The organism is Ideonella sp. (assembly GCF_041914305.1).
Taxonomy (GTDB): domain Bacteria; phylum Pseudomonadota; class Gammaproteobacteria; order Burkholderiales; family Burkholderiaceae_C; genus Ideonella.
Map to the genome: position 1 here is coordinate 39,599 of NZ_JAYSDQ010000029.1, position 25,537 is coordinate 65,135.

Here is a 25,537-nt window from a genome sequence, read left to right on the forward strand (position 1 = left end):
CCGGTCCTCGTTGGACTCACAGCGTCGCCGCAATCACTTGCCCCTCCGCTGCGTGACGCACACGGAGACCACGCCGATGCAGCAGGTACCAGGCCGCCGGCACTACGAGCATCGACAGCAGCGGTGCGGTCACCATGCCGCCGACCATTGGGGCGGCGATGCGCGCCATGATTTCCGAGCCGGTGCCATTGCCCCACATCATCGGGATGAGGCCGGCGAGCACGATTGCCACGGTCATCGCCTTCGGCCGCACGCGCAACACAGCGCCCTCGCGGATGGCTGCAAGGAGCGTGTCCTCGTTGTCCGGCTCGCCGGCAGCGAGGCGCCGTTTGAGGGCGTTCTCCAGGTAGACCAGCATGACGACACCGAACTCCGCGGCCACGCCCGCCAGTGCGATGAAGCCCACAGCAGTCGCCACGGAGACAGAGTGCCCGAGCAGCGAGACCAGCCAGAAGCCGCCCACCAGCGAGAATGGCACTGCCGCCATCACCAACACCGCGTCGGTTGCGTTGCGGAACAGCAGATAAAGCAGCACGAAGATGACGGCCAGCGTTGCCGGCACGACGACCTTCATGCGCTCGGTCGCACGCTCGAGGTATTCGAACTGCCCGGACCACGAGAGTGCGTAGCCCGCAGGCATTGCGACCTCCTTGGCCACAGCCGCTTGCATATCGTGTACGACCGAGCGCAGGTCTCGGCCGCGAACGTCGACGTAGACCCATCCCGACAGGCGCGCGTTCTCGCTACGCAACATCGGCGGGCCCTCTTCCAGTCGCACGTGGGCGACATCCTGCAGGAGCAACTGGGCGCCCTTCTCCGTCACGAAGGGCAGTGTCCGCAGGCGTTCCAGCGAGTCCCTAGTCTCGCGTGGGTAGCGAATGTTGATGGGGAAGCGCTCGCGGCCGCTGACGACCTCTCCGACGTTCTCGCCGCCGATGGCCGTTGCCACGATGGCCTGCACGTCGGTTACCGACATGCCATAGCGCGCCGCGGCGGCACGGTCGACATCGACGTCGATGTAGTGTCCGCCAGTGAGGCGCTCGGCCAGCGCCGATGAGACGCCGGGCACGTCCTTCACCACCGACTCAATCTGGGTCGCCAGCTTGTCGATGGTTGCCAGGTCGGCGCCAGCGACCTTGATACCCACCGGGCTCTTGATGCCGGTGGCGAGCATGTCGATGCGATTGCGGATGGGCGGCACCCAGATGTTGGACAGCCCCGGCACCTTGACTGCCCGGTCGAGTTCTTCGACCAACTTGTCCGGCGTCATGCCCGCGCGCCAATGCTGGCGCGGCTTGAACTGGATGGTCGTCTCGAACATCTCCAGCGGCGCGGGGTCGGTGGCGCTGTCGGCGCGGCCCGCCTTGCCGAAGACCCGCTCGACCTCGGGCACGGTCTTGATGAGCCGGTCGGTCTGCTGCAGCAACTCAGTGGCCTTCGACACCGACAGGCCTGGCAGGGCCGACGGCATGTAGAGCAGGTCCCCCTCGTCCAACGGCGGCATGAACTCGCCACCCACCTTGGTCAGCGGGATGACGGTCAGCGCGAGAACGACGCCGGCAATTGCAAGCGTCGCTTTCGGGAAGCGCAGGACCGCCTCGAGCGCTGGTCGGTAGATGCGCATCAGAAACCGGTTGAGCGGGTTGGCGGTCTCGTGCGGAATGCGGCCTCGAACCAGAAGGCCCATCAGCACCGGCACCAGCGTCACCGACAGGGCCGCGGCGGCCGCCATCGTGTACGTCTTGGTGAAGGCCAGCGGCGAGAACAGCCGCCCTTCCTGCGCCTCGAGCGTGAACACCGGCAGGAAGGACAGCGTGATGACCAGCAGCGAGAAGAACAGCGCCGGTCCCACCTCTACCGACGCATCGGTAACCAACTTCCACCGCTCTGCCACCGTTGGGAAGCGCCCGTGCTCGTGTTCGAAGCCTTCGATGTGCTTGTGCGCGGCCTCCAGGAGCACCACCACTCCGTCGAGAGCAGCGCCGCATGCCAATGCGATGCCGGCCAGACTGAGGATGTTCGCGTTCAGCCCCTGCCAGCGCATGACGATGAAGGCAATGCCGACGGCGATGGGCAGAGAGATGACGGCCACGAGTGCCGAACGCAGATGGAACAGGAAGACGGCGCAGACCACCGCCACCGCAATGAATTCCTCCGTGAGCTTCAACTTGAGGTTGTCGATGGACCGGTCGATGAGCTTCGAGCGGTCGTACGCATCGACCACCTCGACACCTGGCGGCAGGCTGGGCTTGAGCTGCTCCAGCTTCGCCTTGACGCCTTCGATGGTCGCCCGGGCGTTCTTGCCCGAGCGCATCACTACGACGCCGCCCGCCACCTCGCCTTCGCCATCGAGTTCGGCGATGCCACGACGCATCTCCGGCCCGACCTGCATGAAGGCGACATCCCGCAGCAGCACTGGCGTGGCGCCGGAGACCGAGATGGGGATGCCTCGAAAGTCGTCGAGCGACTTCAGGAAGCCGCGCGAGCGCACCATGTACTCGGCCTCGGCCAGCTCCACCACGGAGCCACCAGACGACTGGTTGGCCTTCTGCAGCGCCTCCATCACCATGGCCTGCGTGACACCAAGCTGCCGCATGCGGTCCGGGTCGAGGATGACCTGGTACTGCTTGACCATGCCGCCGATGCTTGCGACCTCGGACACGTCCTGCACGGTTTTGAGCTCAAACTTGAGGAACCAGTCGTTCAGCGCGCGGAGCTGGCCGAGGTCGTTCTTGCCGGTGCGGTCCACCAGGGCGTACTCGTAGACCCAGCCCACTCCCGTGGCATCGGGCCCGAGCGTCGCAGTTGCGCCAGCCGGAAGCCTGCTCTGGACTTGGTTGAGGTACTCGACGACGCGCGAACGGGCCCAGTACGGGTCGGTCTTGTCGTCGAACAGGATGTAGACGAAGGAGTCGCCGAAGAAAGAGTAGCCGCGCACGGTCTTAGCGCCCGGCACGCTGAGCATCGTCGTCGTCAGCGGGTAGGTCACTAGGTCCTCGACCACCTGCGGCGGCTTGCCCGGGTAGCTGGTGCGCACGATGACCTGGGTGTCGGACAGGTCGGGAAGCGCGTCCACCGGCGTGTTCGCGACCGAGAAGAGCGCAGCGGCGACCAGGAACGCCGCGGCGATGAGGACGACGAACCGGTTCCCTACCGACCAACGGATGAGTGCGGCAATCACTTGGCGCCTCCCATCCGATGGACCGACACGAGCTCGTACTCGTCGCCCTTCTTCTTGAACTCGAAGTGCACCGTGTCGCCGACCTTGACGTCAGCGAAGGCCGTCGGGCTCGGCTTGATGAAAGGCATCGTCATCGCCGGCCACTTCAGCTCGGCGATGGCGCCGTGGGAGAGGGTCATGCTGTCAGCGTCAACGCCGTCCACCTTGCCTTGGGCTGAGTAGGTAGACGCTGCGACGGCTGAGGCAGAAGCAGGTGCCGAGGCCGGCTGTGCGGCCGACAGGCTTCCCAGTACGGAGCGCAGACGGGCCTCGGAATCGACCAGGAACTGGCCGCTCGCAACGACTTGGTCGCCCTCGGCAAGACCCTGCACGACCTCGAGCTGGTCTCCGAGGTCAGCGCCCAGCTTCACCTCTCGCGGTTCGAATGTGCCGTTGTCCTTTCGGACGATGACGACAGCTCGCGTTCCCGTGCGGATGACCGCCTCGGCGGGTGCGACCACGCGTGATGACGTGGCGCCGGCCACCTGCAAGCGCAGCAGCATTCCCGGCACGAGCTTGCCGCCCTTGTTGTCGACCGCGAAGCGCGCCTGGAGCGTGCGGGTGGCAGCATTCACCTGGGGCAGGATTTCTTGCATCGTGCCGCTGAATGTCTGGCTCGGGTCAGCCTGCAGCGCTGCTGTGACCTTCTGGCCTCGCGTGAGCCGAACGGCCTGCGCCTCCGGCACCTCAGCCACCGCCCAGACCTTCTCAAGGCCGGCGATGCGGAAGAGCGTCATACCCGGCGAGACGGCGACGCCCTCACGGACGCCGAGCTCGGCAACGACCCCAGCCGCAGGCGCGGACAGGGTGTATCGCGCATTCGGTGTGCCGCCCTCCTCAGCCTGGCGCACCAGGTCGGCGGGAATGGACATCGCACGAGTCCTTTCGCGGGCTGCAGCGAGGAGTTCGGCCGAAGCGCCGGCGCGCTTCAGTGCAACGATGTCGTTCAGCGGCCCCAACCACTCGGGTGCGAAGACGGTGCCGAGCGCCTGGCCCTTGGCGACGCGCTCCATCGGTGCGCGGACGCTGAGCCGCTCCAGGTAGCCGGCCGTTCGGGTCTGGACGGCGACATTCAGGCGCTCGTCGAACTGCACCGCGCCAACCGCGTCGAACGACGAACTGACATCCGCCTTCTTCACCACGGCCGTGCGGATGCCCAGATTCTGCTGCACCTGCGGGCTGACCTTCACGCCGGAGTCGCTCGCCTCGTCGGCGTAGACCGGCTGCAGCTGCATGTCCATAAAGGGTGACTTGCCCGGCTTGTCGAAGCGCTGACCGGGAACCATCGGGTCCTGCCAGTAGAGAACCTTGCGCTCGCCTGGGGCGGACGCTGGTGCCGCCGAGGAGGCGACCACTGCGTGGCCCGCGGTGCTGCGGCCCAGGTAAAAGGCGCCACCGCCAATCAGCAGAGCAGCGGCCACGGTGATGACGGAGAGTTGCATGCGGCTCATTGCGCTGCTCCTTGGGAAATCGGCTTGAAGACAAGTTGCGCCTGGGCCTTCGCCAGGTCGCGTTGAAGGTTGAGCACCTTGCGCTGCGCCTCGACTTCCGCGTGGCGAGCTTCGAAGAGCATCACCAGGCTCGCCTGGTTGGAGCGGTAGGCCGCGAGCGTCGCGGCAGTGCGCTGCTTCACTGGCTCGATGACCGATGCCCGGAAGCGTTGGATGCGGTCCTGCAGGCGGCGTGCATCGCTGGTCAGCGCGGCGTACTCGCCGGCAGCGGCACGTCGGGCTTCCTCGGCGTCGGCCTCCGCCTTGTCGACCAGCGCCAGCTTGGCTGCAGTCTCGCGGTCCTGACGCGCATCCGGCGTAATCGGCAGCGGGATGCTGACGCCGAAGGACACCAAGTCAGGACGGCCCTGGCGCTGTCCGTATGACACCTCGTAGGTCCAATTCGGCTTGCGGTTCAGGCGCGCCACCTCGACTTCCTGCCGGGCCACCTCGATGTCTCGCTGCTTCGCGACGACCAGCGGATGCGAGGCGACGAACGCGTCTTGCGTCGGAATGGTCGCCAGCTGCGGTTGCGCGAGTTCGTCGGCGGGCGTCCCCGTCCAGCGCTGCAGGTTCACCGCCGAGGCGCCATGCTGCTGGCGCACGTCAGCTGACTCGTCTTCGGCGGACCCCAGCGCACTCGACAGGGCCAGGACCTCTGCGCTGCTGCCGGACACCGTGGCAAGGCGCCCTTTGCCAGCTTCCAGTTCTTCGCGGGCATGCTTCTCGTTGAGTGCCGTGAGCTTCAGCGCCTCACCGGCGTAATACGCCTCGATGAAGGCCATCGCCGTCTGCATGCGGGCGTCGGCCGCGGCGACACCCTCCATTACCGCTTCGCGTCGGCGCATGGCGTTCGAGACTGCCTCGCGGGCTGAGCGCTTGTCGGCTGAAACCCACTCCTGCGACATGCCGATGCGCTTCATCGTCATGTCCTCGGCATTGGTGCTGAAGCGGCTCCCGCCGGTCGCCGGCAGGTTGTCGATGCCGAAGGTCAGCATCGGGTCAGGCTGCTGACCAGCGGCGCGCGCCATCTCGGCGGCGCTCACCGCACTGGCTCGCGCGGAGCGGGCCATCTGGGAACGTTGAACGGCCAGGTCAACCGCCTGGTCCAGCGAAAGTGGCGCCGCAACAGCCCAGGTGGCTGGCAGCAAGGCGGCAGTCAGGGCGACTGCGCGCAGGATGTGTTTTGACATCGAAAGCTCCGAAGACGAACGGGAACGCGGCTGGCGTGCGGACGAGCCGCAGCAGCACCGGTCAATCGACGGAGCGGGTCAGACGCGGAGTCTGAGCGTGGAGAGGAAGAGCGGGTCCGGAGGCGGCTGAGCCTCGGACGTGGCGGTCGTGGAGACCGCTTGGGCTTCCTGGGCGTCGAGCACCAACGGCAGCTCGAGAACCTGGACCACGGCCGGCTGGGCCGCGGCCGGCAGCTTGACAGCCTCGAAGGTCTTGGCTGGGTCAGCCGAGTGCTGGTGGCACAGGACCGGCTGCTGCTGGTCCATGCCCTCGCAGGGGGTGCCAGCCTCCATCATCGCGGCCATCGCTTCGACGTCCACCTGCTGCGGGCAGACGTACTGCGCCAGCGCCAGCTGCGAGAACAGCAGCGACAGCACCACGAAGAACGTGGTGGCGAGGCGGTGGAGGCGACGGCGCAGCATGTGCATCGACAGTGTATTTTGCGCGGCTCAGCCGGGACTTGCCCTATGTCAGGTCCCGCCCTCGTCGACTTCACTGCTTCATCATCGAACCATGGTCGTGGTGCATGTGCCCTGCCATCGCGTCGTGCCCGTGGTCCGACACCTGCGCGTCGAACCAGCTGTGCAGCGCAGTCGCCAACTTGGTCTCCGCGGTCCGGTAGGTCAACTCTGCCCCGCCCGCCACCTCCTTGTAATCGATGGCAATCTGGCCGGGCTTGGCGGCCCGGAGTTCGGCAAGGCCGGGCATATCCGCACCGTGGATGTGTGTCGGGCCGGAGAAGTCACCCTTGAGGAACTGCGTCTGGATGTCGCGAAGGTGACCGCGCACGAGCTTGACCTGCTCGCTGTCGGCGGTGTTCCGTGCGACGACCTTCTGGACGCCGCCATCTGGCGTCTTCGTGAAGACGTGCTGCGTGGCCTTTAGGCTGAAGGGCATCACGTCGGGCCCGCGCTGGGCGACCTCAGCTTGGCGCTGCACATCGGCGGCACCTGCGGGGACTGAAAGCGCAGCCGCTGCTGCGCAGGCGAAAGCGGCCAGAGACTTCCTGAGCATGGTCGCCTCACTTGGCCACTTCGATGGCGGTCACGGTCAACGCGCCATTGACGTTGTCCGCCGCGAACTTGACCTTGTCACCCTGCTTGATGGCATCCAGCAGTTTGGGGTCGGCGACCTTGAAGACCATCGTCATGCCGGGCATGTCGAGGTTGGTGATGGGGCCGTGCTTGAGCGTGACCTTGCCCTGCTCCTTGTCGACCTTGCGGACTTCGCCGTCGGTGGACGGAGCGGCCGCCGCAGAGGCTGCAGGCGCATGGTGTGCGGAGTGGTCGGTAGATTGAGCGAACGCGGCGCCGGATGCGATGAGTGCGGCAGCGGCGATGAGAGAAGACAGCTTCATGTTGAGCTCCAGGGTTCAAGAGTAGGAAGAGAAGACGCGCTCGCGACCTTGTTTGTCGACGAGCAGAACTTGGTACGGGTCTTTGCGGGAACCCATCTCCATGCCGGGTGAGCCTGCGGGCATGCCCGGCACAGCGATGCCGACAGCCACCGGTTTCATCGCCAGCAGCTTCTTGACATCGGCGGCCGGGACGTGCCCTTCGACGACGTAGCCCGCGACCACCGCGGTGTGGCAGCTGCCGAACTTGTCGGGCAGGCCGTACTCCTTGCGAGCCACCGAGGTGTCGTCCACCATGGTGACCTTCACCTCAAAGCCGGCTGCCTTGAGGTGGTCGACCCAGGCGCCGCAGCAGCCGCAGGACGGGTTCTTGAAGACCTCCACCGTCGGCAGCGCGCCGGCGGCGAAAGCGGGGACGGCCGCGAGCGCCATGGCGCCCAGGGCCGCAGAGAGTGCATTGCGTCGGTTCATTTGACGACGACCTTTCCAATCATTCCGGCCTCGAAGTGGCCGGGTATCAAGCAGGCGAACTGGTATTCGCCCGTCTTGGTGAACTGCCAGACGATTTCGCCCTTGGCGCCAGGCTTCACGTGAGCCATGTTGGCGTCGGCGTGTTCCATGTCCGGGAACTTCTTCATCAGCTCAGCGTGCTCCCGGAGTTCCTGAGGGGTGCCCAGGACCATCTCGTGGAGCTGCTTGCCGCTGTTGCTGACGACGAACTTCACGGTCTCGCCGCGTTTGATGACGACGTCGGCCGGCGTGAACCGGAACGCGTCGCTCATGTCGACCTTGATGGTCCGCGTGACCTTCTTCGGGTTACCTTCGCGGCCGAAGGCTCGCTCCTCCGCCTTGGTGGCGTCGTAGTGATGCGCCTTGGCGGGGTGGCTCTCGTCGCCGTGGGCAAAGGCGGAGGCGCCGAGTGAGGCCAGCGCAAGCGCGAGGCCCAAGTGAACAGCGTTCATGTGGTTGTCGTAGCTTCTGACAGGCGGACAGATGTCCGCGATTGCTCGAACGGGCGAGCGCCATCGAAGCCTCTCAACGGAGGCCGGAATGGGTCAGATGCTTCGGGGTGGCCGGTCCTGGCCGTCCGACTGGAAGGTCGGAGCGGGAGCGGCGAAGTGCGGGAAGACGGTGGTGCCCAGAAGCGTTGGCGTGAGGACGGACGGCGCGACCGCCATCAGCGGCGCCGCCGAGCAGGACGACAGGCAGTGGCGGCCCTTGTCGAAGCCGTTGTGGCTGTGGTCGTGCGGCGCGTGGTCTTCGCCAGTGGCGCTGGCCATGTCGTGCCCACCGTGGTCATGGCTCACCACTTCGGTATGCGAAGCCGGCTGTTGCTCGCACACCAGCGCAGCTGCCGATACCCCTCGCAGGGGCAGCAGCATCGCCAGCAGCACGAGAACGAACAGACGCACAGTCTTCACAGGATTCAGCGTAGCACGGAGCGGTTACACATCTCTGTCTAGGAAACGCGGTTTATGCAACGACCGGTATGGCGTTGAGGTTGACGGACTGAAGTGTTGACTCTGACATCGTGGGAAGGTCAAGACTTCTCGCATCAACCACTGAACGGAGCACACCATGCAAGCCTTCCGCGTTGACGACATGACCTGCGGACACTGCGCCAGCACTATCACCAAAGCCTTGAAGGCGGCCGACCGGAACGCCCGGGTGACCATCGACCTGGGTCAGCACCTCGTCATGGTGGAGCCGACCGAGGCCGACACCCAGGAGCTGAGCGACGCCATCGCCGAGGCCGGCTACACGCCGGTGCCGGTGGAGGCGCAGACGTTGGTTGCCGAGCCGGCCACGCGAAGCGCTTGTTGCGGATGCTGCGGCTGATGCGAGCCAGGGCTTGATGCGCCTCAAGCCCCTACCAGCAGCGTAGTCCCATCCTGAACACGTACTTGCTGGAGGCCCGTATGAAGCTCGCCCTGTCACTCATTGGCGGTGCAGTCCTGTTGGCCGGTTGCGCCACTGGTCCGAAGGAGGAGGACCACGCAGCCCATCACCCGCCCGGCGCCGCGGCAGCCGCCTCGGCGACGCCCTCGCCTGGCCAGATGGACTCGATGATGAGGTCGATGCAGGAGATGCACGACAAGATGATGGCCGCGAAGACCCCCGAGGAGCGCGCCAAGCTGATGCAGGAGCACATGAAGCTCATGCGGGACGGCATGGGAATGATGGGCCAGATGCGCGGCGGCTGGGGTTCCAAAGCCGGGCCCGGTGGAATGGGCGGTATGGGAATGGGCGGCCGCGGCATGGCGATGAGCCCGGAGATGATGGGTCGCCGCATGGACATGATGGAAATGATGATGCAGATGATGATGGACCGCGAGGGAATGAAGCCGCCGGCGGCCACGAAGTGACAACTGGAGTGCCGTCATGGACCAACCAGGAACCAACCTGTCACGTTGGCGTTCGCCGCTGGGCATCTTCATGCTGGTCGCTGGTGCGGTCGGCGTCTACTACCTGCTCACCGAGCACCTGACGCACGTGACTCAAGCCATTCCATACCTGTTCTTGCTCGCTTGCCCGCTGATGCACCTCTTTCACGGGCACAGGCATGGCCACGGTCATCATCACCAAGGCAGCCGCGACTCGGAGTCCTCAACCGGGCTGCCTCCGAAGGCCTGACCCCGATGCACGGAGGCCCGGCCAAGGGCGTTGAGCTCGCCTCGGGGCTTGGTGCCATCGTCCTGGGTGCAGGGCTGGCGCTCGTTCTGCCAGAGTGGCTAAGGGCGTACGGGCTGCCTCTGTTGGTCGGAGGCGCTCTTGTGCACGGCGTCGGGATGACGCTGAAGTACAGGCTCGAGAGGCGAGACGTGCCTCCCCTTTGGTGGGAGAGGGCATTGTTCTGGCTATGCTGGTTGTGCCTGGCAGCGCTGGGCGTCTGGCTTGCTGCGGGCCTCTTCGCTACGAAGTAGCGAGAGGCACTTGACCTTCCAATCATGGGAAGGTCGAAAGTAGAGAACAAGAACAGGAGAGCGCGATGCCGACCACCTCCCAGCAACACGACCATTCGCATCACTACCATCACGATGAAGGCGGCAGCCATGTGATGCCGGACGGCACGGTGATGAAGGGGTCGATGCACGCGCACCATGACCATTCGGGACACGCCCACCACGACCACAGCCACCACGCCCACGCAGCGACATTGAAGGCCGCGCCGAATGGCGACCAGACCCAGGTCGAGTACACGTGCCCGATGCACCCGCAGGTGCGGCAGATGGGTCCTGGGAGCTGCCCCATCTGCGGCATGGCGCTGGAGCCGGTGCTTGCGACGGCGGACCAAGCCGAGAGCCCCGAACTGCGGGACATGACGCGGCGGTTCTGGATTGGCACGGCACTGACACTGCCGGTGTTCGCGCTGGAGATGGGCGGGCACCTGTTCAACATCCACCACCTCATTGCGCAGCAGACGTCGAATTGGGTGCAGTTGCTGTTGGGGACACCGGTCGTTCTGTGGGCCGGATGGCCATTCTTCACGCGAGCGGTCGCGTCGGTGAAGAACCGCAGCCTGAACATGTTCTCGCTCATCGCGCTCGGCACGGGCGCAGCGTGGCTGTACAGCATCGTCGCGACGCTGCTACCCGGTTTGTTCCCGCCGGCGCTGCGCGGCGAGGACGGTGCGGTCGCGGTCTACTTCGAAGCGGCCGCGGTCATCACGGTGCTCGTGCTGCTGGGCCAGGTGCTCGAGCTGCGCGCACGAGAGAAGACATCCAGCGCCATCAAGGCGCTGCTCGGCCTGGCGCCGAAGACGGCGGTGAAGGTGCACCCAGACGGCACGGACGAGACCGTCCAGGTCGACAGCATCCAAGTGGGCGACCTGCTTCGCGTGCGCCCCGGTGAGAAGGTGCCCGTCGACGGCGAGCTCTCCGAGGGCAAAGGCAACGTCGACGAGTCGATGGTCACGGGCGAGCCCATCCCCGTGGCGAAGGCGGTCGGGGCCAAGGTCACGGCCGGCACGCTGAACCAGACCGGCGGCTTCGTGATGCGCGCCGAGATGGTCGGCGCGGACACCCTGCTCTCACAAATCGTCCACATGGTGGCAGCCGCGCAGCGCAGTCGTGCGCCCATTCAGCGGATGGCGGACCAGGTGGCCGGCTGGTTCGTGCCGGTGGTCATTCTCGTGGCGGCGCTAACGTTCGTCGCCTGGCTGGTGTGGGGTCCGTCGCCCGCCTTCAGCTACGCGCTCATCACGGCGGTGGCGGTGCTCATCATCGCGTGTCCCTGTGCGCTGGGCCTGGCCACGCCGATGTCCATCATGGTGGGTGTCGGCAAGGGCGCGCAGCACGGCGTGCTCATCCGCGACGCCGAGGCACTCGAAAAGATGGAGAAGGTCGACACGCTGGTGGTCGACAAGACGGGGACGCTGACCGAAGGGAGGCCCAAGGTCGTGCACATCGAGCCAGCGCCTGGCTTCACCGCCGACGAGGTCCTGCAGAAGCTCGCAAGCGTCGAGCGAGCCAGCGAACACCCTCTGGCCATGGCCATCGTGATGGACGCACAGGAGCGCAAGCTGCCCCTGGCACCGGTCCAAGACTTCGACTCGCCTGTCGGCAAGGGCGTGGTCGGGACGGTGGACGGACTGGCCATCATCTCGGGCAGCGCGAAGTTTCTGTCGGAGCACAGCATCCCGACGGAGAGCCTCGCCGCCGCAGCCGAGGCGCAGCGTCAGAAGGCCGCGACAGTCATCTTCGTAGGCATCGGCGGCAAACTGGCTGGCTTCGTCGCAATTGCGGACCCCATTAAGCCGACGACACCTCAAGCGCTGAAGGCGCTGCAGGCCGCGGGCGTTCGAGTGGTCATGCTGACGGGCGACGGTAAGACAACGGCCGAGGCGGTTGGCCGCGAGCTCGGCATTGACGAGGTGGTGGCCGAGGTCTTCCCGGAGGATAAGGCCGCGGTGGTCAAGCGTCTCCAGTCGGAGGGTCGCGTCGTCGCGATGGCCGGTGACGGCGTCAATGACGCCCCTGCGTTGGCCCAGGCGACCGTCGGGGTCGCGATGGGCACGGGGACCGATGTCGCCATGGAAAGCTCCGGCATTACGCTGCTCAAGGGTGACCTCATGGGCATCGTGCGCGCGCGCACCTTGTCGCACGCAACCATGCGGAATATCCGCCAGAACCTGTTCCTCAGCTTTGCCTACAACGTGGCCGGCATTCCGCTGGCGGCGGGCGTGCTCTACCCGTTCTTTGGGCTGCTGCTGTCGCCGGTTGTTGCGGCAGCCGCGATGGCGCTGTCGTCGGTGAGCGTCATTGCCAACGCACTGAGGCTTCGCACGGTTCAGGTCGAATAGTCGCCGTCAGCCGGTCTGCGGCGGCCAGTTGTGGCTCTCTCCCTGACAGTTGCTGCACCAGGCATAGAGGGCGTCGTACATCACCATGCCGTACCTGAGCATCTGGTGGTCGTCTGCGTAGACCGCCGACAGGCCGAGCGACAGCGCGTACAGGCCGGGTGACTGCGGCGTCAGGTCCAGCCGCGAGGTATCGGCGCCGCGCACGATAGCCGCTAGCTGCTGCAGCGCCGGGCCTTCCAACTGATACTTCTTCAGGAAGGCATCGAAGCTGCAAAGCTCGCCGACGTGGCTCATCTCCACTCCAGGGATGTCGTAGGGCACCGCACCGGTCGCATCCGCGGTCTCCAGTACCTTCTGTGCAGGTACGTAGAGGAACTCCGGCTCCTTGTCGATGAAGCGAGCAATGAGCCAAGGACATGCGATGCGGTCAATTTTCGGACGCTCGCGAGTGACCCACTTCATGCGTGGCCTCCCTTCGATTGCAGCGGTCGCCCCTCGGCCTTCCAGGCATCGAAACCGCCACGCAAGAAGCTCGCGTTGACCCCGGCGGCACGCAGTCGCATCGCAGTCGCGCGGCCGACCTCGTGCCCGTACACACAGTAGACGACGACGTCGCTGCCGGGCGGCAACTCCGCACCCCAGGAGCCCACGTCCTTCGGGTCGCGCCATCGAGCACCCTCGACGAGCGCGTCGGCCTGCTCGAACATCCCGGCGCGGCGCACGTCCAGCAGCGTCGCGCCCGCGATGTCGCCTGGACTTGCCCCGAGAGCTTCGCTGTGCTGCTCGACAGCGGTCTGGTAGCGCTCGTAGACCTTCGCCCAGTCGATGTTCTCCATGAACGCATCGACGTAGGCCCCTGCCGCGGCGCCAAAGTCCATGTGGTACGAGTGCTCGTACATGTCCAGCGCCAGGATGGGTATGCCGCCGGCCAGTGCGTGCGTGTGGTCCGCCGCCCACTGATTGACGAGCATGCCTTCCCTCGGCAGAAAGGTCAGCAGCACCCAGCCGGACCCGCCTGCGAGCGCCTTGCCCATTGCCACGAACTCCTCGCGCCAGCGACCGACGCTTCCGAAGCTCGCGCTGAGCGCGAGGTCCATTGCCGGCACCATCGGCAGCGGGTGGCCGACCAGACTCGCAAAGTACAACTCATGCAGCAGCATTGAGTTGGTGGCAATGAGTTCCTCGCGCTTCAACCCGTTGAGCTGGAAGCCGGGTACCGATGCGAAGCCGAGGCCGGCCAATTGGGCCCGGATGGCGTTGAGCCGCTTCACTGCACCACCGTAATTGTTCTTGTGATGGCTGCTCAGCAGCTTCTCGGACAGTCCTTTGAGCGCCGTTGGGTCGAACGGCAGTTCTTGAATGCTAGTGTCCATGGCGAAGCTCCTCAGAGGTTGGCACCCATCGCCGCGCGGCCGAGCTGAAAGGTAAGGCCCGCCAAGCCCGAGCCGAGCACGACCGGGATGACGCCGAGCTTGAAGCGGAAGAGTGCGATGGCCGCGGCCAACCCGATGACCGCGGAAGCCCACTCGAAGCTTCCCCCGAGCCCTTTCGGCCACAGCACGTGGTACGCGAAGAAGACCGCCAGGTTGACGATGACACCGACGACCGCGGCCGTGATGCCCGTCAGCGGCGCAGTGAACTTCAGGTTGCCGTGTGTCGACTCGATGAACGGCGCGCCCAGGAGGATGAAGAAGAACGAAGGCAGAAAGGTGAAGAAGGTGACCACGGCGGCCGCGACTGCACCGGCCAGGAACAGTGATTCGCTGCCGAATATGGCCTTCGTCCAGCCCCCCACGAAGCCGACGAAGGCCACGACCATGATTAGCGGCCCCGGAGTCGTCTCGCCCAGGGCCAGGCCGTCAATCATCTGCGGCGGGGTGAGCCACTGATAGTGGTCGACACCGCCTTGATAGACGTAAGGCAGTACCGCGTAGGCGCCGCCGAAAGTCAGCAGCGCGGCCTTGGTGAAGAACCAGCCCATCTGGGTCAGCACGCCGCTCCAGCCATAGACTGCCGCCAGGGTCCCGAGCGCGACAGCCCACAAAGCAAGGCAGACCATCAGAACGGCCCGAAACCGCGCCCACGAGAAGAGCGCGTGCGTTGGTGTCGGCGTGTGGTCGTCGATGAGGGCCGGGCCGTAGCCCTGCTTGGCCGAGCCATGTCCGCCTCCGGTCTTGAACTTGTCCGGGGCGTACTTGCCGCCGAAGTAGCCGATGAGCCCGGCAATCAACACGATGAGCGGGAATGGCAGGTCGAGCGCAAAGATGGCCACGAACGCGCCGGCCGCAATGGCCCACAGCCACGCGTTCTTCAAGGCCCTGGAGCCCACGCGGTAGGCGGCGTGCACCACGAGTGCGGTGACCGCGGGCTTGATGCCATAGAAGAGTCCCGCGATGACGGGGACATTGCCGAAGGCCATGTAGACCCATGACAGCGCGATGAGGATGAAGAGCGACGGCAGCACGAAGAGACCGCCGGCGACGATGCCTCCCCAGGTGCGGTGCATGAGCCAGCCGATGTAGGTAGCCAGCTGCTGAGCTTCCGGGCCGGGCAGCACCATGCAGTAATTCAACGCATGCAGGAACCGGTTCTCGGAAATCCAGCGTCGGCGCTCGACCAGCTCCTCATGCATGATGGCTATCTGCCCGGCGGGACCGCCGAAACTGATGAAGCCGAGCTTGAGCCAGTAGCCGAAAGCCTCGGAGCGGCTGACCTCGAGCGTCGATGCTTGTGCCTCGTCGATGCTGGATTCACTGGTCATGCGGCACCTGCAATGCGGCGTAGTAGGCGTCGAACGCCGGGAGGGCGGCAGCCAGAAGCGCATCGTCGTCGGCATGCTGGGCCTGTAGACCGCGGATGAGCATCTCGAAGCCTGGCGCCTCGTCGACAGGAATACCACCGGTGTCGATGTAGTGAACCAGGCCTGCGAGGCGCTTGAGCGCAGGGTCATTGAGCAGGCCGAAGCTCTCTGCCACTACCTCGAAGGTCACCTTGTCGCCGACATGCGTGAATGTGGCGCCATCGAAGTCGTATCCCAAGGCGGTCTTCGGGCACCTCTTTGGGTCGCTGAGCCAGGCGAAGGTCGGCTTCCTGTCGATGAAGCGCTGCACGAGCCAGGCGGTTCCGAGCCGGTCGACCCAAGGACGCTTGCGCGTGGCCCAGGTCCGGGCCTGGTACTCGGCGATGGCACGCGGTGCAATCGCGGCCTTCGTGGGTCCGGGCTCATCAGGAGAGAGGTGCAACTCCACCTCACGCCGCAGGGCGGCCAGGGCATCGGCGGCCTTCTGGCCATCCTTGCCCGGGAAGAAGTCGTTCGACTGAAGCGCCTGGAGCTGCACCTCCAAGGCCCTTAGGCCCTTGTGCAAGTCCCCTTCGGAAGACTTCTTGATGGTCTTGCGCGTCTCCTTGACCGTCTGCAGGAACTCGGCATAGAGCTCAGAGCGGTCGAAGAGCGCTCGAAACGATTGCTCCTGGGCTTCGTCGCGAGCCTGGACGACGAGCATGTGGGCATCCGCGCCGGCTTCGCCGATGGTTCGCTCCAGCTCCCAAAGGGACTTGGCGCTCGGCGCGTGCTCGGGCAGCACGTAGACGCCCTCGCGCAGGGTGCCGGCCCCGGTCGCTTTGAGTGCGCGCCACACGCGCACACGCAGACCACTTGGGTTGGTCGGGAGGGTCGCGGTCAGTACGAGCCAGCAAGTTGCCATGCAACAATCATCTCATAGAGCGATAAATGTTGCAAACATTGCACTGAGCGCCCAGCCTCTCCTATCGTGGTCCACTACGCCCATGTCGGTTCGTTCAGCCTCTCCCGCCCTCGCGGCCGCGCTTCTCTTCGGGGCAAGCACGCCCTTGGCGAAGCTGTTGGTGGGCAATGTGCCGCCCCTCCTGCTGGCTGGCCTGCTCTACCTGGGCAGCGGCGTCGGCCTCGGCATGCTTCTACTCGTACGGCAGGCTCGGGACTCGACTGTGGCGCAGCAAATGCGAATTCCTCGAGCAGAGGTACCTTGGCTGCTTGGCGCCATCCTCTTCGGCGGCGTGCTCGGGCCAGCCCTACTGATGTGGGGGCTGACGCAGACCGACGGAGCGACCGCATCGCTGCTGCTGAACGTCGAAGGCGTGCTGACTGCGGTCATCGCTTGGGTCGTGTTCAAGGAGAACGCCGACCGGCAGGTGGTGCTGGGGATGGTGGCCATCGTGGCGGGCGGTGTCCTGCTTTCGTGGGAACCTGGCGGGGCCACTGTTTCGACGGGTGCACTGCTCATCCTGGGCGCGTGCCTTTGCTGGGCCATCGACAACAACCTGACTCGCAAGGTGTCGACGAACGACGCGATGCTGGTGGCGTGCCTTAAGGGGCTGCTGGCCGGAGCCAGCAACACCGCGCTCGCATTGGCTTCGGGAGCCGCCCTGCCTTCGGCGGGTTCGCTCGGTGCCAGCTTGGTGGTGGGCCTGCTCGGCTACGGGCTGAGCCTCACACTTTTCGTGGTGGGACTACGCACACTCGGTACCGCTCGCACTGGCGCCTACTTCTCGGTGGCACCCCTCTTCGGTGTCGCCATCTCGCTGGCGATTTGGCCGCAAGCGCCGTCGCCGCTGTTCTGGGCAGCGGCCGGCCTCATGGGTATAGGCGTATGGCTCCACGTACGCGAACGACATGCACACGAACATACGCACGAGCCGTTGGAGCACGCGCACCGACACCGGCATGATGAGCACCACCAGCACCAGCATGCCTTCGCATGGGATGGTGTAGAGCCGCATGCGCATCAGCACGAGCATGAGGTGCTGACGCACAAGCACCTCCACTACCCGGACATCCACCACCGGCACCGCCACAGTCACTCACATTGAGCCGGCGAGCGCCCGGCTGGTCTGGCTCAACGACCGAGTTGGAGTTCGACAGGTCGAGCCGAGCGTGCGCGGCTCGCCAACGAGATGCGCTGGCGCTCGCGTTCGAGCGAAAGAGTGCCGCCGGTATTGCTTAGTCACCGCTCGGGCACCACCCCGCACGGTGTCAGCCGCACCCCCGGCGGCGCCGAGAGCGAAGCGCAGCGGCCTTAGACAGAAACATCAACACACAAGGAAAGAGCCCAACCAGAGGTCAAGCAACCACCCAAGTCACTCGATGCCGGCTGCACCATCGAGCTCCAACTTAAACGGCATCTCGTGCGCGGTCTTGAAAGGACACTCCCTGCAGGGCCGAGTAAAAGTGCACGCACCGTCGCAGCCGCTACCCGCATCATGTTGTACGGGGAGGATGTCAATCGTTTCGGCCGACCAGCTCAGGCATTGCACACTCCATCGGCGGAGACCCAGCGCTCGATGGGACGAGCTGCGGCCTTGAACCTCCCGCTTTGCCGGGCACGGCTCCAGTGTGCCGGGGCTTCGCCGCCCACCGACGTAGCCACCACCGCTATTTCCTGTATTTCCGCTATTTCAGATGGCAGGACCAAAGCTGAGCGGCCACGGTGGTGGCCAACTCGACTGAAGGCTAGTGGAATAGGGCCGATAAGGTGAACTGACAGTTCGTGTCGGTCCCATGAGCACCAGCAAAGTCACCATTCATTACGCCGTTGGCACCCAGCGCTTCCTCGATGTCTCCGAGTTGCCCAAGTCGGCGGGTTCGTCAACCCAGACGCTACGGGTGGTCATCAGGGCGCCAGATGGAAGCCCTCTGCTGCCGCCGGTCGACGTTGTGGGGCCGCAGGGCCCTGTCGACGTAGCGCACGTGGTCGGCCAGACGATGGCCGGCCTGCCAAACCTAGCCTATGGCGTGAATCTGAAGCCTTACCTGTGGACCGGCGCGCACTGGTGGGACGCTGACGGCTGGGCCAGGAGCCTTTCGCTGGCGATGACCCGCCTCATCGGGACGCCGCGACACAATGGCCGCACGTCAAACTGCTTCTACAACGCCCTGCTAGATGCCTGGCTCGACCAGCGGCGCGACAAGCTGCTCGCCTTGCAGCCTTTCGGTACTTGCCTTGGCGTTCCAGTACAGGACGGCGTCGTCGCTCTGCAAGAGGATGGAGCCATCTCGGTGGACCGAAGCGACCCAGCGTATGGGAACCTTCGCGTGTTGCCTGTTCGCGGACAGGACGTGTTCGATGCCTGGATGGACCTGGAGAACGGCCTTGCTGATGGCAGCAGGCTGATGCGCTTCTTGCGCTCTTCCCTTGACGACGACCAGGTCATCGTCCTGCGTCGATGGTTCGGACTCCACCTCGTGGTGCATCGAACCCCCAACCCCGAGAAGCTGATGTACATGTACGGGCCCGGGGGCAACGGCAAGAGCGTTGTACTGCGGCTCCTTCGTGCCCTTGTGACGGACGCTGCCGTCGCACCGTTGCAACTCGCGGACCTGCGGGTCTCATCAAACCTCGAGAAACTGGTGGGCGCACTCAGCATGATTGGCGCCGAAGGCAACGCCGTTACCGACCTCAACTTGCTTAAGCAGCTCATCAGCTGGGAGCCAGTCAACGTCAATCCGAAATATAGAGACCCCTATACGCTGAACCCGCGCTGCCTGGTTACGCAGGCATCTAACCCTGCTCCGGCGTTCTCGGACCCTTCTAGAGGCATGGTTCGAAGAGTCATTGCCCTGCACATGACGCATCAACCCGAAGACGGCGACAAGGTCCTGGGGCTGGCGGATGCCATTTGCTCAGAAGAGTATGCGCTTCTGGTGGCTTGGGCGCTGCAGGGTGCGGGTGAGGTCTTGAGGGCCGGAACCATTGAGGTTCCCGAGAGCGTCGCGGCCCACTCGGAGCGAGTAGTTCGTCCGATTCAGCCGGCTGACCGCTTCATCGGAATGCTGGAGTTCGGGCCCTTCGAAGTCGCCGCCGACGAGCTCTATGCGGCCTTCAGGCTCATGTGTGAGAAGCAGAAACTTCCGCTTTCGCCGAAGAAGCAGTTTCTCGAAGACCTGGCCCAACGACTGCAAGACGCTGCGCGAGAGTTTGAAGCGCGCTCCAAGGTCGGGGATGTTGAACTTTCGATGCACATCACCGACCGCGGAGAGGCATTGCTGATAGCGCCGCAGCTTCGAGGCGCCACCGCTTGTGATGCCTGGTTCGGCCTGCGCATCAGCGAGGGCCACTTTGGCCCGCCCATTGGGCATCTGGTGAAGCCCCACCGCCGGAACTTACCGCTCTCCATTAGCCCGGCAGCACTCATCGCATTGGAGACTTGAGTCTCTAGGGCGACACCGCCCGAAACTTCGACTGGCAGTATCACCGGCCGGAAGGCTCCGAACAGCCCGCCGCGGCGCTCGCGCCGGGCACCTTGAGTCGAATCGTGGGCCATGTTGCCCGCGCCGGCCGCTGCCTCCAGGAACCACTTGACGTCCTCGCCCATTAGCGTGACGAGGTCTACACCGGGCGTGGGATTCAAAGTGAGCCGAGCAACGACGCCTCTCTCGAGCCTGTGCTGTGCATCGACTACCAGTGTGACTGGTGTGAACTTCCGGACCCTCTACACAACGACCACGAGTTTTGGCATGGTCGAGGCGAATCACCAGCCCTCCCCATGCCAAACCAAAGTCACATCCCTTCGTCGCCAGCGGTTCTGAGCGCCGCTCCTACTCAGACCATCGTTCTACACGCTAAGGGCCACGGTGAGCCCAGCACGCTTTGTGTCGTAGCTAAGCCGTTCGGCGGCGCGACAAGCATGACCAGCAATCTGCTCTTCCTTGATTGGGACGTTGGAGCGACCAGCCAAGTCCCGTTCGACCCCTCGGACCCTTGGTCGGGGCCGATTGCCACGTTGAGCTGGGTGGCGGACGGCGCCACCGCAATGGAGTTGGACCTGATTCGACGCGAGAACTGGGACACCGTGTCAGTGGAGTTCAATGCCATTCATTGCGGCACCGAGGACATACTCATCGTTTCAGCGTCTCGAGCATCCATGAGTGCGACTTGTCGCTGGCTTGGGCGGACAGGCAGTGAAAGAGAGCTGATATTGCCATTCGGGTCGGAAGTTCTCGACTGCGCGAGCGCACTAGCGCTCGTTTTGGATGTGATTGCCCGACGGGAGCGTGGCGACCCTGATGTCCTCGGCCTGAACGATGAGGGTCTGAGAATCTACCCTTCTCGAGGCAGACGCCCCGACTAGCCTTGTGCCGGCACAAGGTCTCGACACCGCGGACGGGCTGCTTTGTGCTGCTGCCTTGGACGACATCGGGGCTCCTGCTTGATGTTGGGCCTGCGAACAGCGCTCCTGGTCGGTTCCCGCCGGCACCGGAGTAAGGCGGCTGGGATGACGACAGAACGCCGAATGCCTTGGGCTGGCACAAGTACTACATCCTCCAACCCAATATCGCCTTCTCATCCAATCCTGCAAAAACACAAGAGATGTCTCACACCTCCACGCTAACCAGGCGCGGCTCGACCACCATCCCGCGCTCCATTCGCGAAGCCTTGGGCGTGCAGCTCGGCGACACCCTCACTTGGCACGTCCTCCCCGACGGCACCGTCTTGTGCCGGCACAAGCCCGCGACCCGCAGCACGCCGGGGTCGCCGTCGTGTCGTCAGTTCTGAGTCGCCAGTGAACGCCCCCTCAATCTCCCCACATCACCGGGCCCTCTTCACCGAGGGAGCCGCCCCTATGCCCCCGGATTCCCCACACCGGAGGCTCTGCGCTCTCGCTGGTGGCGCCATGGCCCTCTGGGCCGCAACGCTGTGCACGGCCAGCGCTCCGCCTTGGGGCTGGGCCCTGTGGGCCATCTGCAGCTGCGTTGCAGCTGCGACCAGCCGTGCCGCTCGATGAACGTCCGCGCGCTCGCCAAACGCCGCCAGGCCACCCGCCTGCACTACGCCAGCCAGCGCGAGGCCGAGTTCTTCGCGCGCGTACGTCGACAGGTCGCGCGCAGCAAGCGCCGGGCCCACGCCGCATTCCACGCCCGCGGCGACCGTGCTTGGCAGCAGTACCTCCGCGACCGCCGAGCACGCTCCCTCGACGACGTGTTTGCCGCGATAGACGCCCGCGTAGACGCGCGCCGCCGCGAGACTAAGTGGTCCGTCGGCGCCGAGCTCGCCAAAGGTGCCACGAGCGTGCGGTTCCCGCCCGCGCCCGAGCCGCAGGAATGGGACTGGGAGCCTCCGCGCCTCGAACTCCCCCTCAAGCCTGCCGACCTCGACGATTGACCGACAACGACGACGAATGAACGCAACCCTTCTCCTCACTGCCGGACTACAGCCTGGCACCGTAGCCAGGCTGAATTTGGACGCCGGGTTCGGTTACGTGCGCGGGGACGGCGGCACGTGGATATTCGTTGCGGAGCTCGTGACGCACCGCCTTATGCAGCAACTACGGGTCGGCCCAGGGGTGCAGTTCGAGCTCGACGAGCGCGGGCGCGTTGTGCGCCTTGTGCCGGCACAAGGCTGCTCGCCATGAGCTACCGCCCGCAGCTTTGGCTGATGCAGCTGCCATGCTGGCGCTGGCTCGCCCGTGCGCTCGAACGCCCGAGAGCCGATGAGCTTGAGCAGTACCGCGACGTCAAAGCTCGCTCGGAGTTCGGCGTATTCCGCCCGTACCGCCCGGAGCTCGACGGCGCCACGAACGCCGACGAGCCCCCGCACCAACCTTGAACGAAGCAATGTTCCCAAAGTACAGTGCTCGGTATGCTGACTCCCGAGCGGAAAGCTGCTGTTGACGCACTCAGCGACGATGAACTCGCTTACGAGATTCAGCGCGGCCGTGCCTCACGGTTTCAGCGCGAGCTGTACGACTACGCGGTGGTGCAACTTGAGCAACGCCAGCAGGCCAAGGCAGACGCGGCCCAACAGGACACGCTGCAGGTTGCTCAAGAGGGCCTGAGCGCGTCCAAGTCGCAGGCTCGTCACACCCTCATCGCCTGGGTCGTCGCGGCCGTCCTCGGCGCGGTGACCCTGTATCTGACCTTCAAGAGCAAGTAGCCCGGTCTTGTGCCGGCACAAGGCACGGGTCGCCTACGGACACGTTCACCGTCTCAGTCGCGGCGCATGGCTCGAGCGGCACCAGCGTCCTAGTCGTCACAACCTCCTGACCGCCAAGGTTCGTAATGCAGCTCGCGCGCAGCTTCGGATGTGGGGTGTCTTGTGCCGGCACAAGGCTGCCCAACGCCGCACGCGCAAGCGCGTAGCTGCTGCACACCGCGGCGCAGTGCTGGCCTTGACTGCCGACGAGCCAGACATTGAACTGCCGCCCATCTCGGCGCACCAAGCCGACCATCTGGCCCCCCACAAATCGCGCACAGAGCACGCCGGGGATGCCACCATAGAACTCTGCTGCTGCGCTCACTGGTCGCCTCCCTGGTCTTGTGCCGGCACAAGCACGGCAGCGGCCTCGAACTCGACTTCCATCTGCCTGCGTTGCGAAGGTCGGCCAGGGGGTTTCGTGAGCGAAAGCCAGGCGTCCAGCGCGGCTTCGTAGCGAGCGCGCGATGCGCTCAGTTGTTGATGGGTTGATTGCACGATGTCGAACGCGAAACAGCAGGGAAGATGAGTCCGCTGTGGTTCGTGTAGCAACCGCCACATTCGCCGCCGCTTTACCAGAGGTGGGGTCCCCGGTTGAGGGCTTCTCTAGTGGTATGACTCAGCGGTGAGCTCGGCCGGAAATCCGCTTCTTCGGCGTGAAGCCATCTGCGCGACGTGCCTTCGCGGCTCGGGAAAACGGCTGCAGGACCTCGAGCTCCAGAACGTCGCCAGCCTGCAGGTCGTCAAACGGAACGCCTGGCGTATCGCGGTTGACGCCGACGACACTCCCGTCGTCGCAGCGCACGTGCGCAATGCCGAGCGTCGGTAGCACCTCGATGACGGTACCTCGCATGCGTGACAGTCTAGGTTTGCACGCGGTCCGCGTACGGACCAGCGTCGTTCATCTGGAACCCTGGGGCGGCCAAGAGCTTCACCATGGTCGCCGTGTCTTGTGCCGGCACAAGGTGCGCGGGTGTGTGGCAATGCGGGCCGTCCGCACCAACCTTGAAGAGACCGCTGCGTTCAGTCCGGCACACCGGGTACGGTACGGGTACGAGGGCATTAGGCCTCCGCAGGCGTGTCACGGGCCCCTCCATCGGCGTTATGCGTCGCGTAACGCCGCTATCAAATCGCCCGGTCACGCGTGAAACACAACAGCCCTTGCCAACAAGCTTGCGCTCGCATCTCGCGCAAGTGGTTGTGACCAGCTGGTCTTGTGCCGGCACAAGGCTAGCGCTCCCGAGCCCGTGAGACACGCGGGCGAGGCACGGGAACCCCAGCGCTACGCAGCAGGCGCTTGACTCTGTGAACCTGGCCCACGCTACGCACGTACGTCCGCAGGTCCCGCGTTGTTTCGAGCGCGTCGCGCAAGTTGCGCCGCTCCTCTTCTCGACGGCCTCTGTATTGCATTCACTCCCCCGCACACTCTGCGCGGCTACGCCGCGCCCTGGCCGGCCAAGGAGCGCTGCGCGCTCCCGCGTGTGAAGAACCGCCGGGCGTCGCCCGGCGTGGCATGGGCCCCGGCGCGGGCTTTACCCGTCATGCTGCGCAGCTTTCGAGTCCAGACCAGGTGTTTCTAGTGTTCCGGCTGTTTGTCGCCGAGAGCGAAGCGTCGGCGGCAACCACAGCGGGAGCACGCGGAACGCGTGGTCACGCCCGGCACTGCGCCAAGCAGTGCCGCCCGCCCTCCCGACGCAGGCACCGCTCGCTGTCGCTCGCTCCAGCCCCATTGATTTCAGTACCAACTCGCCCGCGACACCAACTTGCCGTGCCGCCTCAGCTCCTGCTTCAGCACAGGCACGAGCCACCGAAACCGCCGCGGCTCCCGACGGCGCACGGACCTCGCCAGGCGCAACATCTCGCGCAGTCGCCAGCGCTCGTCGTGCAAGCGCTCCATGCCCATTGATTTCAGCTCTCCCCGCGCTCGCGAAACCGCGTGCTGCCCCACACCGCAGGCAGTGCGTCGGCGGACAGGTCTAGCTCGGCGTAGCCAGGATAGTGATGCAGCACCTGCAGCGCCTCGGCGCGTAGGGCGGCGGGCACGCGCTCGTCGGTCTGCAGGCGTTCGAGGAATCGCCGTGCGCGAGTCACCGCGCGCGTGCGCTCGTCGGGCGTTGTCATCGCTTTCCGCCCCGCTTGCGGATGCGGCGCATGACCTCTGCGTCGCTGAACCTGTAGAGGCCCATCGCGATGCCAGCTTCACGCGGCGTCTCGACACGCTCTGCCTCAAACCCCGTGCTCTCGTGCGAGAGAAGCACCGCATCGCGGCTAGGCGTCTGCTGCACGTCCATCAGCGCGAATACGCCGGTTGTGTCCACGAGCGCAACCTGTGCGCCCGGGTCGCACTGCCGCAGAAGCGTGATGAGCTCGCCAACTTTCATCGCTCGACACTACCGCGCCAACGATGCGCGCGCAACTTTGCGAAACGAATGCACAAACGAACCTTGAAAGAAGCCATTCTCTCGAGGTCCTCCAATGCGTGCTCTCGCACGCCACCTTGTGCCGGCACAATGCTCCGGCCACGCGCAGTGCTCCGTCCAAGCTGAAATCAAGGTTCTTCCCGTGCCCAGCATCTACCGCTATCGCGTATTCCAGCGCACCGACGGGCGCTTCCACATCATCGGCTACGACGAAGCCACTGCGTCGACGCATGTCTCGCCGCCGCTCATCACGTTCGACGGTCAAGCGCGTAGCGGGAGGACAGAGGACGGCATTGAGTACAAGTTGAGCGGGTATCCCGCTCTCGATATGAGCGCCGGTGCGACGTGGGCCAGGTATTGCGCGCAAGAAGGGCTCACGGGCTGCACTGATGTGACGCCATAGCCGCGGTCAAGAGCTGAAATCAAAGCTCTTCGACTAACCACCACGCCGTGCGCATCCTTGCCGCAGCGTCCTCCGCCAGGTCGCGCACCACGTCGTACTCGCCGCGCCGCCATTCCGCACGCAGCATCTGCAGGGCGAGGTAGGACACCACTTCGCTAAACGACTCGT

At 65.2% G+C, this 25,537-nt stretch carries 27 protein-coding genes; 11 read left to right on the forward strand and 16 right to left on the reverse strand.

The window, feature by feature from the left end:
* Positions 1 to 16: 16 nt before the first annotated feature.
* The 9 genes from ACE3SG_RS27380 to ACE3SG_RS27420 form a co-directional block, all read right to left on the reverse strand.
* Positions 17 to 3,181, reverse strand: a complete 3,165-nt coding sequence (locus ACE3SG_RS27380; protein ID WP_374569436.1) for an efflux RND transporter permease subunit — start codon at positions 3,179 to 3,181, stop codon at positions 17 to 19.
* Positions 3,178 to 4,671, reverse strand: coding sequence for an efflux RND transporter periplasmic adaptor subunit (locus tag ACE3SG_RS27385; RefSeq protein WP_374569437.1), 1,494 nt, complete (start codon positions 4,669 to 4,671; stop codon positions 3,178 to 3,180). Before ACE3SG_RS27385 ends, ACE3SG_RS27380 begins: the two co-directional genes overlap by 4 nt.
* On the reverse strand, positions 4,668 to 5,903 hold the full coding sequence (locus ACE3SG_RS27390) for a TolC family protein (protein ID WP_374569438.1): 1,236 nt from the start codon (positions 5,901 to 5,903) through the stop codon (positions 4,668 to 4,670). Before ACE3SG_RS27390 ends, ACE3SG_RS27385 begins: the two co-directional genes overlap by 4 nt.
* A 78-nt stretch (positions 5,904 to 5,981) precedes the next feature.
* Positions 5,982 to 6,371: a hypothetical protein gene (locus ACE3SG_RS27395; RefSeq protein WP_374569439.1), complete on the reverse strand. Its 390-nt coding sequence runs from the start codon at positions 6,369 to 6,371 to the stop codon at positions 5,982 to 5,984.
* A gap of 64 nt (positions 6,372 to 6,435) precedes the next feature.
* Positions 6,436 to 6,957, reverse strand: a complete 522-nt coding sequence (locus tag ACE3SG_RS27400; protein ID WP_374569440.1) for an aspartate carbamoyltransferase — start codon at positions 6,955 to 6,957, stop codon at positions 6,436 to 6,438.
* A gap of 7 nt (positions 6,958 to 6,964) precedes the next feature.
* Positions 6,965 to 7,300, reverse strand: a complete 336-nt coding sequence (locus ACE3SG_RS27405) for a copper-binding protein (RefSeq protein WP_374569441.1) — start codon at positions 7,298 to 7,300, stop codon at positions 6,965 to 6,967.
* A 15-nt stretch (positions 7,301 to 7,315) separates the two neighbouring features.
* Entirely contained in the window at positions 7,316 to 7,768 is a 453-nt protein-coding gene (locus ACE3SG_RS27410) for a DUF411 domain-containing protein (protein ID WP_374569443.1), read from the reverse strand.
* Positions 7,765 to 8,259, reverse strand: coding sequence for a plastocyanin/azurin family copper-binding protein (locus ACE3SG_RS27415; RefSeq protein WP_374569444.1), 495 nt, complete (start codon positions 8,257 to 8,259; stop codon positions 7,765 to 7,767). The genes ACE3SG_RS27410 and ACE3SG_RS27415 overlap by 4 nt, the downstream gene beginning before the upstream one ends.
* Before the next feature lie 93 nt (positions 8,260 to 8,352).
* Entirely contained in the window at positions 8,353 to 8,718 is a 366-nt protein-coding gene (locus tag ACE3SG_RS27420; RefSeq protein WP_374569445.1) for a hypothetical protein, read from the reverse strand.
* Between the two features lie 157 nt (positions 8,719 to 8,875).
* On the opposite strand from ACE3SG_RS27420, the gene ACE3SG_RS27425 reads away from it, so the two are divergent.
* From ACE3SG_RS27425 to ACE3SG_RS27440, 4 genes are all read left to right on the forward strand, one after another.
* Complete coding sequence (locus ACE3SG_RS27425; RefSeq protein ID WP_374569446.1) at positions 8,876 to 9,136, forward strand: heavy-metal-associated domain-containing protein; 261 nt, start codon at positions 8,876 to 8,878, stop codon at positions 9,134 to 9,136.
* An 80-nt stretch (positions 9,137 to 9,216) separates the two neighbouring features.
* Positions 9,217 to 9,663 (forward strand): hypothetical protein, encoded by a 447-nt coding sequence (locus ACE3SG_RS27430; protein WP_374569447.1) that lies wholly within the window; start codon positions 9,217 to 9,219, stop codon positions 9,661 to 9,663.
* A gap of 16 nt (positions 9,664 to 9,679) precedes the next feature.
* The gene (locus tag ACE3SG_RS27435) at positions 9,680 to 9,931 is read left to right on the forward strand and encodes a DUF2933 domain-containing protein (RefSeq protein ID WP_374569448.1); all 252 of its coding nucleotides are present in this window, start codon (positions 9,680 to 9,682) and stop codon (positions 9,929 to 9,931) included.
* A gap of 355 nt (positions 9,932 to 10,286) precedes the next feature.
* On the forward strand, positions 10,287 to 12,599 hold the full coding sequence (locus ACE3SG_RS27440; protein ID WP_374569449.1) for a copper-translocating P-type ATPase: 2,313 nt from the start codon (positions 10,287 to 10,289) through the stop codon (positions 12,597 to 12,599).
* Positions 12,600 to 12,605: 6 nt separating this feature from the next.
* On the opposite strand, the gene ACE3SG_RS27445 is transcribed toward ACE3SG_RS27440, so the two are convergent.
* The 4 genes from ACE3SG_RS27445 to ACE3SG_RS27460 are packed head-to-tail and all read right to left on the reverse strand — an operon-like array spanning position 12,606 to position 16,303.
* Positions 12,606 to 13,061, reverse strand: a complete 456-nt coding sequence (locus ACE3SG_RS27445; RefSeq protein WP_374569450.1) for a chromate resistance protein ChrB domain-containing protein — start codon at positions 13,059 to 13,061, stop codon at positions 12,606 to 12,608.
* Positions 13,058 to 13,972: a Fe-Mn family superoxide dismutase gene (locus ACE3SG_RS27450; protein WP_374569451.1), complete on the reverse strand. Its 915-nt coding sequence runs from the start codon at positions 13,970 to 13,972 to the stop codon at positions 13,058 to 13,060. The genes ACE3SG_RS27445 and ACE3SG_RS27450 overlap by 4 nt, the downstream gene beginning before the upstream one ends.
* A gap of 11 nt (positions 13,973 to 13,983) precedes the next feature.
* Positions 13,984 to 15,360, reverse strand: a complete 1,377-nt coding sequence (chrA, locus tag ACE3SG_RS27455; protein ID WP_374569453.1) for a chromate efflux transporter — start codon at positions 15,358 to 15,360, stop codon at positions 13,984 to 13,986.
* Entirely contained in the window at positions 15,350 to 16,303 is a 954-nt protein-coding gene (locus tag ACE3SG_RS27460; protein WP_374569454.1) for a chromate resistance protein ChrB domain-containing protein, read from the reverse strand. Before ACE3SG_RS27460 ends, chrA begins: the two co-directional genes overlap by 11 nt.
* 82 nt (positions 16,304 to 16,385) lie before the next feature.
* On the opposite strand from ACE3SG_RS27460, the gene ACE3SG_RS27465 reads away from it, so the two are divergent.
* The 6 genes from ACE3SG_RS27465 (at position 16,386) to ACE3SG_RS27490 (ending at position 22,507) form a co-directional block, all read left to right on the forward strand.
* The gene (locus ACE3SG_RS27465) at positions 16,386 to 17,447 is read left to right on the forward strand and encodes a DMT family transporter (protein ID WP_374569455.1); all 1,062 of its coding nucleotides are present in this window, start codon (positions 16,386 to 16,388) and stop codon (positions 17,445 to 17,447) included.
* A gap of 688 nt (positions 17,448 to 18,135) precedes the next feature.
* The gene (locus tag ACE3SG_RS27470; RefSeq protein ID WP_374569456.1) at positions 18,136 to 19,785 is read left to right on the forward strand and encodes a DUF5906 domain-containing protein; all 1,650 of its coding nucleotides are present in this window, start codon (positions 18,136 to 18,138) and stop codon (positions 19,783 to 19,785) included.
* Between the two features lie 1,159 nt (positions 19,786 to 20,944).
* Entirely contained in the window at positions 20,945 to 21,130 is a 186-nt protein-coding gene (locus ACE3SG_RS27475; protein WP_374569464.1) for a type II toxin-antitoxin system PrlF family antitoxin, read from the forward strand.
* A gap of 225 nt (positions 21,131 to 21,355) precedes the next feature.
* A complete protein-coding gene (locus ACE3SG_RS27480) occupies positions 21,356 to 21,736 on the forward strand; it encodes a hypothetical protein (protein ID WP_374569457.1) in 381 nt (126 codons plus the stop codon).
* 246 nt (positions 21,737 to 21,982) lie between these two features.
* Positions 21,983 to 22,180 carry a hypothetical protein gene (locus tag ACE3SG_RS27485; protein ID WP_374569458.1) on the forward strand — a complete coding sequence of 66 codons (198 nt, stop codon included), beginning with the start codon at positions 21,983 to 21,985 and terminating at the stop codon, positions 22,178 to 22,180.
* A 33-nt stretch (positions 22,181 to 22,213) separates the two neighbouring features.
* Entirely contained in the window at positions 22,214 to 22,507 is a 294-nt protein-coding gene (locus ACE3SG_RS27490; protein ID WP_374569459.1) for a hypothetical protein, read from the forward strand.
* 658 nt (positions 22,508 to 23,165) lie between these two features.
* Here ACE3SG_RS27490 and ACE3SG_RS27495 read toward each other — a convergent pair.
* The 3 genes from ACE3SG_RS27495 to ACE3SG_RS27505 all read right to left on the reverse strand — a co-directional run bounded on the left by ACE3SG_RS27495 (position 23,166) and on the right by ACE3SG_RS27505 (position 24,927).
* Positions 23,166 to 23,399: a hypothetical protein gene (locus tag ACE3SG_RS27495; protein ID WP_374569460.1), complete on the reverse strand. Its 234-nt coding sequence runs from the start codon at positions 23,397 to 23,399 to the stop codon at positions 23,166 to 23,168.
* Between the two features lie 1,055 nt (positions 23,400 to 24,454).
* On the reverse strand, positions 24,455 to 24,667 hold the full coding sequence (locus tag ACE3SG_RS27500; RefSeq protein ID WP_374569461.1) for a BPSL0761 family protein: 213 nt from the start codon (positions 24,665 to 24,667) through the stop codon (positions 24,455 to 24,457).
* Positions 24,664 to 24,927 (reverse strand): hypothetical protein, encoded by a 264-nt coding sequence (locus tag ACE3SG_RS27505; protein WP_374569462.1) that lies wholly within the window; start codon positions 24,925 to 24,927, stop codon positions 24,664 to 24,666. The genes ACE3SG_RS27500 and ACE3SG_RS27505 overlap by 4 nt, the downstream gene beginning before the upstream one ends.
* A gap of 181 nt (positions 24,928 to 25,108) precedes the next feature.
* Between ACE3SG_RS27505 and ACE3SG_RS27510 the strand changes: the two genes are divergently transcribed.
* The gene (locus ACE3SG_RS27510) at positions 25,109 to 25,369 is read left to right on the forward strand and encodes a hypothetical protein (protein WP_374569463.1); all 261 of its coding nucleotides are present in this window, start codon (positions 25,109 to 25,111) and stop codon (positions 25,367 to 25,369) included.
* Positions 25,370 to 25,537 lie beyond the last annotated feature (168 nt).

Bases quoted from the DNA above. Each gene is read 5' to 3' on its own strand.
- ACE3SG_RS27470 (WP_374569456.1), top strand. From the start codon at position 18,136: ATGAGCACCAGCAAAGTCACCATTCATTACGCCGTTGGCACCCAGCGC.
- ACE3SG_RS27475 (WP_374569464.1), top strand. From the start codon at position 20,945: ATGTCTCACACCTCCACGCTAACCAGGCGCGGCTCGACCACCATCCCG.
- ACE3SG_RS27390 (WP_374569438.1), bottom strand. From the start codon at position 5,903: ATGTCAAAACACATCCTGCGCGCAGTCGCCCTGACTGCCGCCTTGCTG.
- ACE3SG_RS27405 (WP_374569441.1), bottom strand. From the start codon at position 7,300: ATGAAGCTGTCTTCTCTCATCGCCGCTGCCGCACTCATCGCATCCGGC.
- ACE3SG_RS27400 (WP_374569440.1), bottom strand. From the start codon at position 6,957: ATGCTCAGGAAGTCTCTGGCCGCTTTCGCCTGCGCAGCAGCGGCTGCG.
- ACE3SG_RS27445 (WP_374569450.1), bottom strand. From the start codon at position 13,061: ATGAAGTGGGTCACTCGCGAGCGTCCGAAAATTGACCGCATCGCATGT.
- ACE3SG_RS27495 (WP_374569460.1), bottom strand. From the start codon at position 23,399: ATGCGAGGTACCGTCATCGAGGTGCTACCGACGCTCGGCATTGCGCAC.
- ACE3SG_RS27415 (WP_374569444.1), bottom strand. From the start codon at position 8,259: ATGAACGCTGTTCACTTGGGCCTCGCGCTTGCGCTGGCCTCACTCGGC.
- ACE3SG_RS27395 (WP_374569439.1), bottom strand. From the start codon at position 6,371: ATGCACATGCTGCGCCGTCGCCTCCACCGCCTCGCCACCACGTTCTTC.
- chrA (WP_374569453.1), bottom strand. From the start codon at position 15,360: ATGACCAGTGAATCCAGCATCGACGAGGCACAAGCATCGACGCTCGAG.
- ACE3SG_RS27500 (WP_374569461.1), bottom strand. From the start codon at position 24,667: ATGACAACGCCCGACGAGCGCACGCGCGCGGTGACTCGCGCACGGCGA.
- ACE3SG_RS27505 (WP_374569462.1), bottom strand. From the start codon at position 24,927: ATGAAAGTTGGCGAGCTCATCACGCTTCTGCGGCAGTGCGACCCGGGC.
- ACE3SG_RS27460 (WP_374569454.1), bottom strand. From the start codon at position 16,303: ATGGCAACTTGCTGGCTCGTACTGACCGCGACCCTCCCGACCAACCCA.
- ACE3SG_RS27385 (WP_374569437.1), bottom strand. From the start codon at position 4,671: ATGAGCCGCATGCAACTCTCCGTCATCACCGTGGCCGCTGCTCTGCTG.
- ACE3SG_RS27480 (WP_374569457.1), top strand. From the start codon at position 21,356: ATGAACGTCCGCGCGCTCGCCAAACGCCGCCAGGCCACCCGCCTGCAC.
- ACE3SG_RS27430 (WP_374569447.1), top strand. From the start codon at position 9,217: ATGAAGCTCGCCCTGTCACTCATTGGCGGTGCAGTCCTGTTGGCCGGT.
- ACE3SG_RS27435 (WP_374569448.1), top strand. From the start codon at position 9,680: ATGGACCAACCAGGAACCAACCTGTCACGTTGGCGTTCGCCGCTGGGC.
- ACE3SG_RS27450 (WP_374569451.1), bottom strand. From the start codon at position 13,972: ATGGACACTAGCATTCAAGAACTGCCGTTCGACCCAACGGCGCTCAAA.
- ACE3SG_RS27410 (WP_374569443.1), bottom strand. From the start codon at position 7,768: ATGAACCGACGCAATGCACTCTCTGCGGCCCTGGGCGCCATGGCGCTC.
- ACE3SG_RS27465 (WP_374569455.1), top strand. From the start codon at position 16,386: ATGTCGGTTCGTTCAGCCTCTCCCGCCCTCGCGGCCGCGCTTCTCTTC.
- ACE3SG_RS27485 (WP_374569458.1), top strand. From the start codon at position 21,983: ATGAGCTACCGCCCGCAGCTTTGGCTGATGCAGCTGCCATGCTGGCGC.
- ACE3SG_RS27425 (WP_374569446.1), top strand. From the start codon at position 8,876: ATGCAAGCCTTCCGCGTTGACGACATGACCTGCGGACACTGCGCCAGC.
- ACE3SG_RS27440 (WP_374569449.1), top strand. From the start codon at position 10,287: ATGCCGACCACCTCCCAGCAACACGACCATTCGCATCACTACCATCAC.
- ACE3SG_RS27490 (WP_374569459.1), top strand. From the start codon at position 22,214: ATGCTGACTCCCGAGCGGAAAGCTGCTGTTGACGCACTCAGCGACGAT.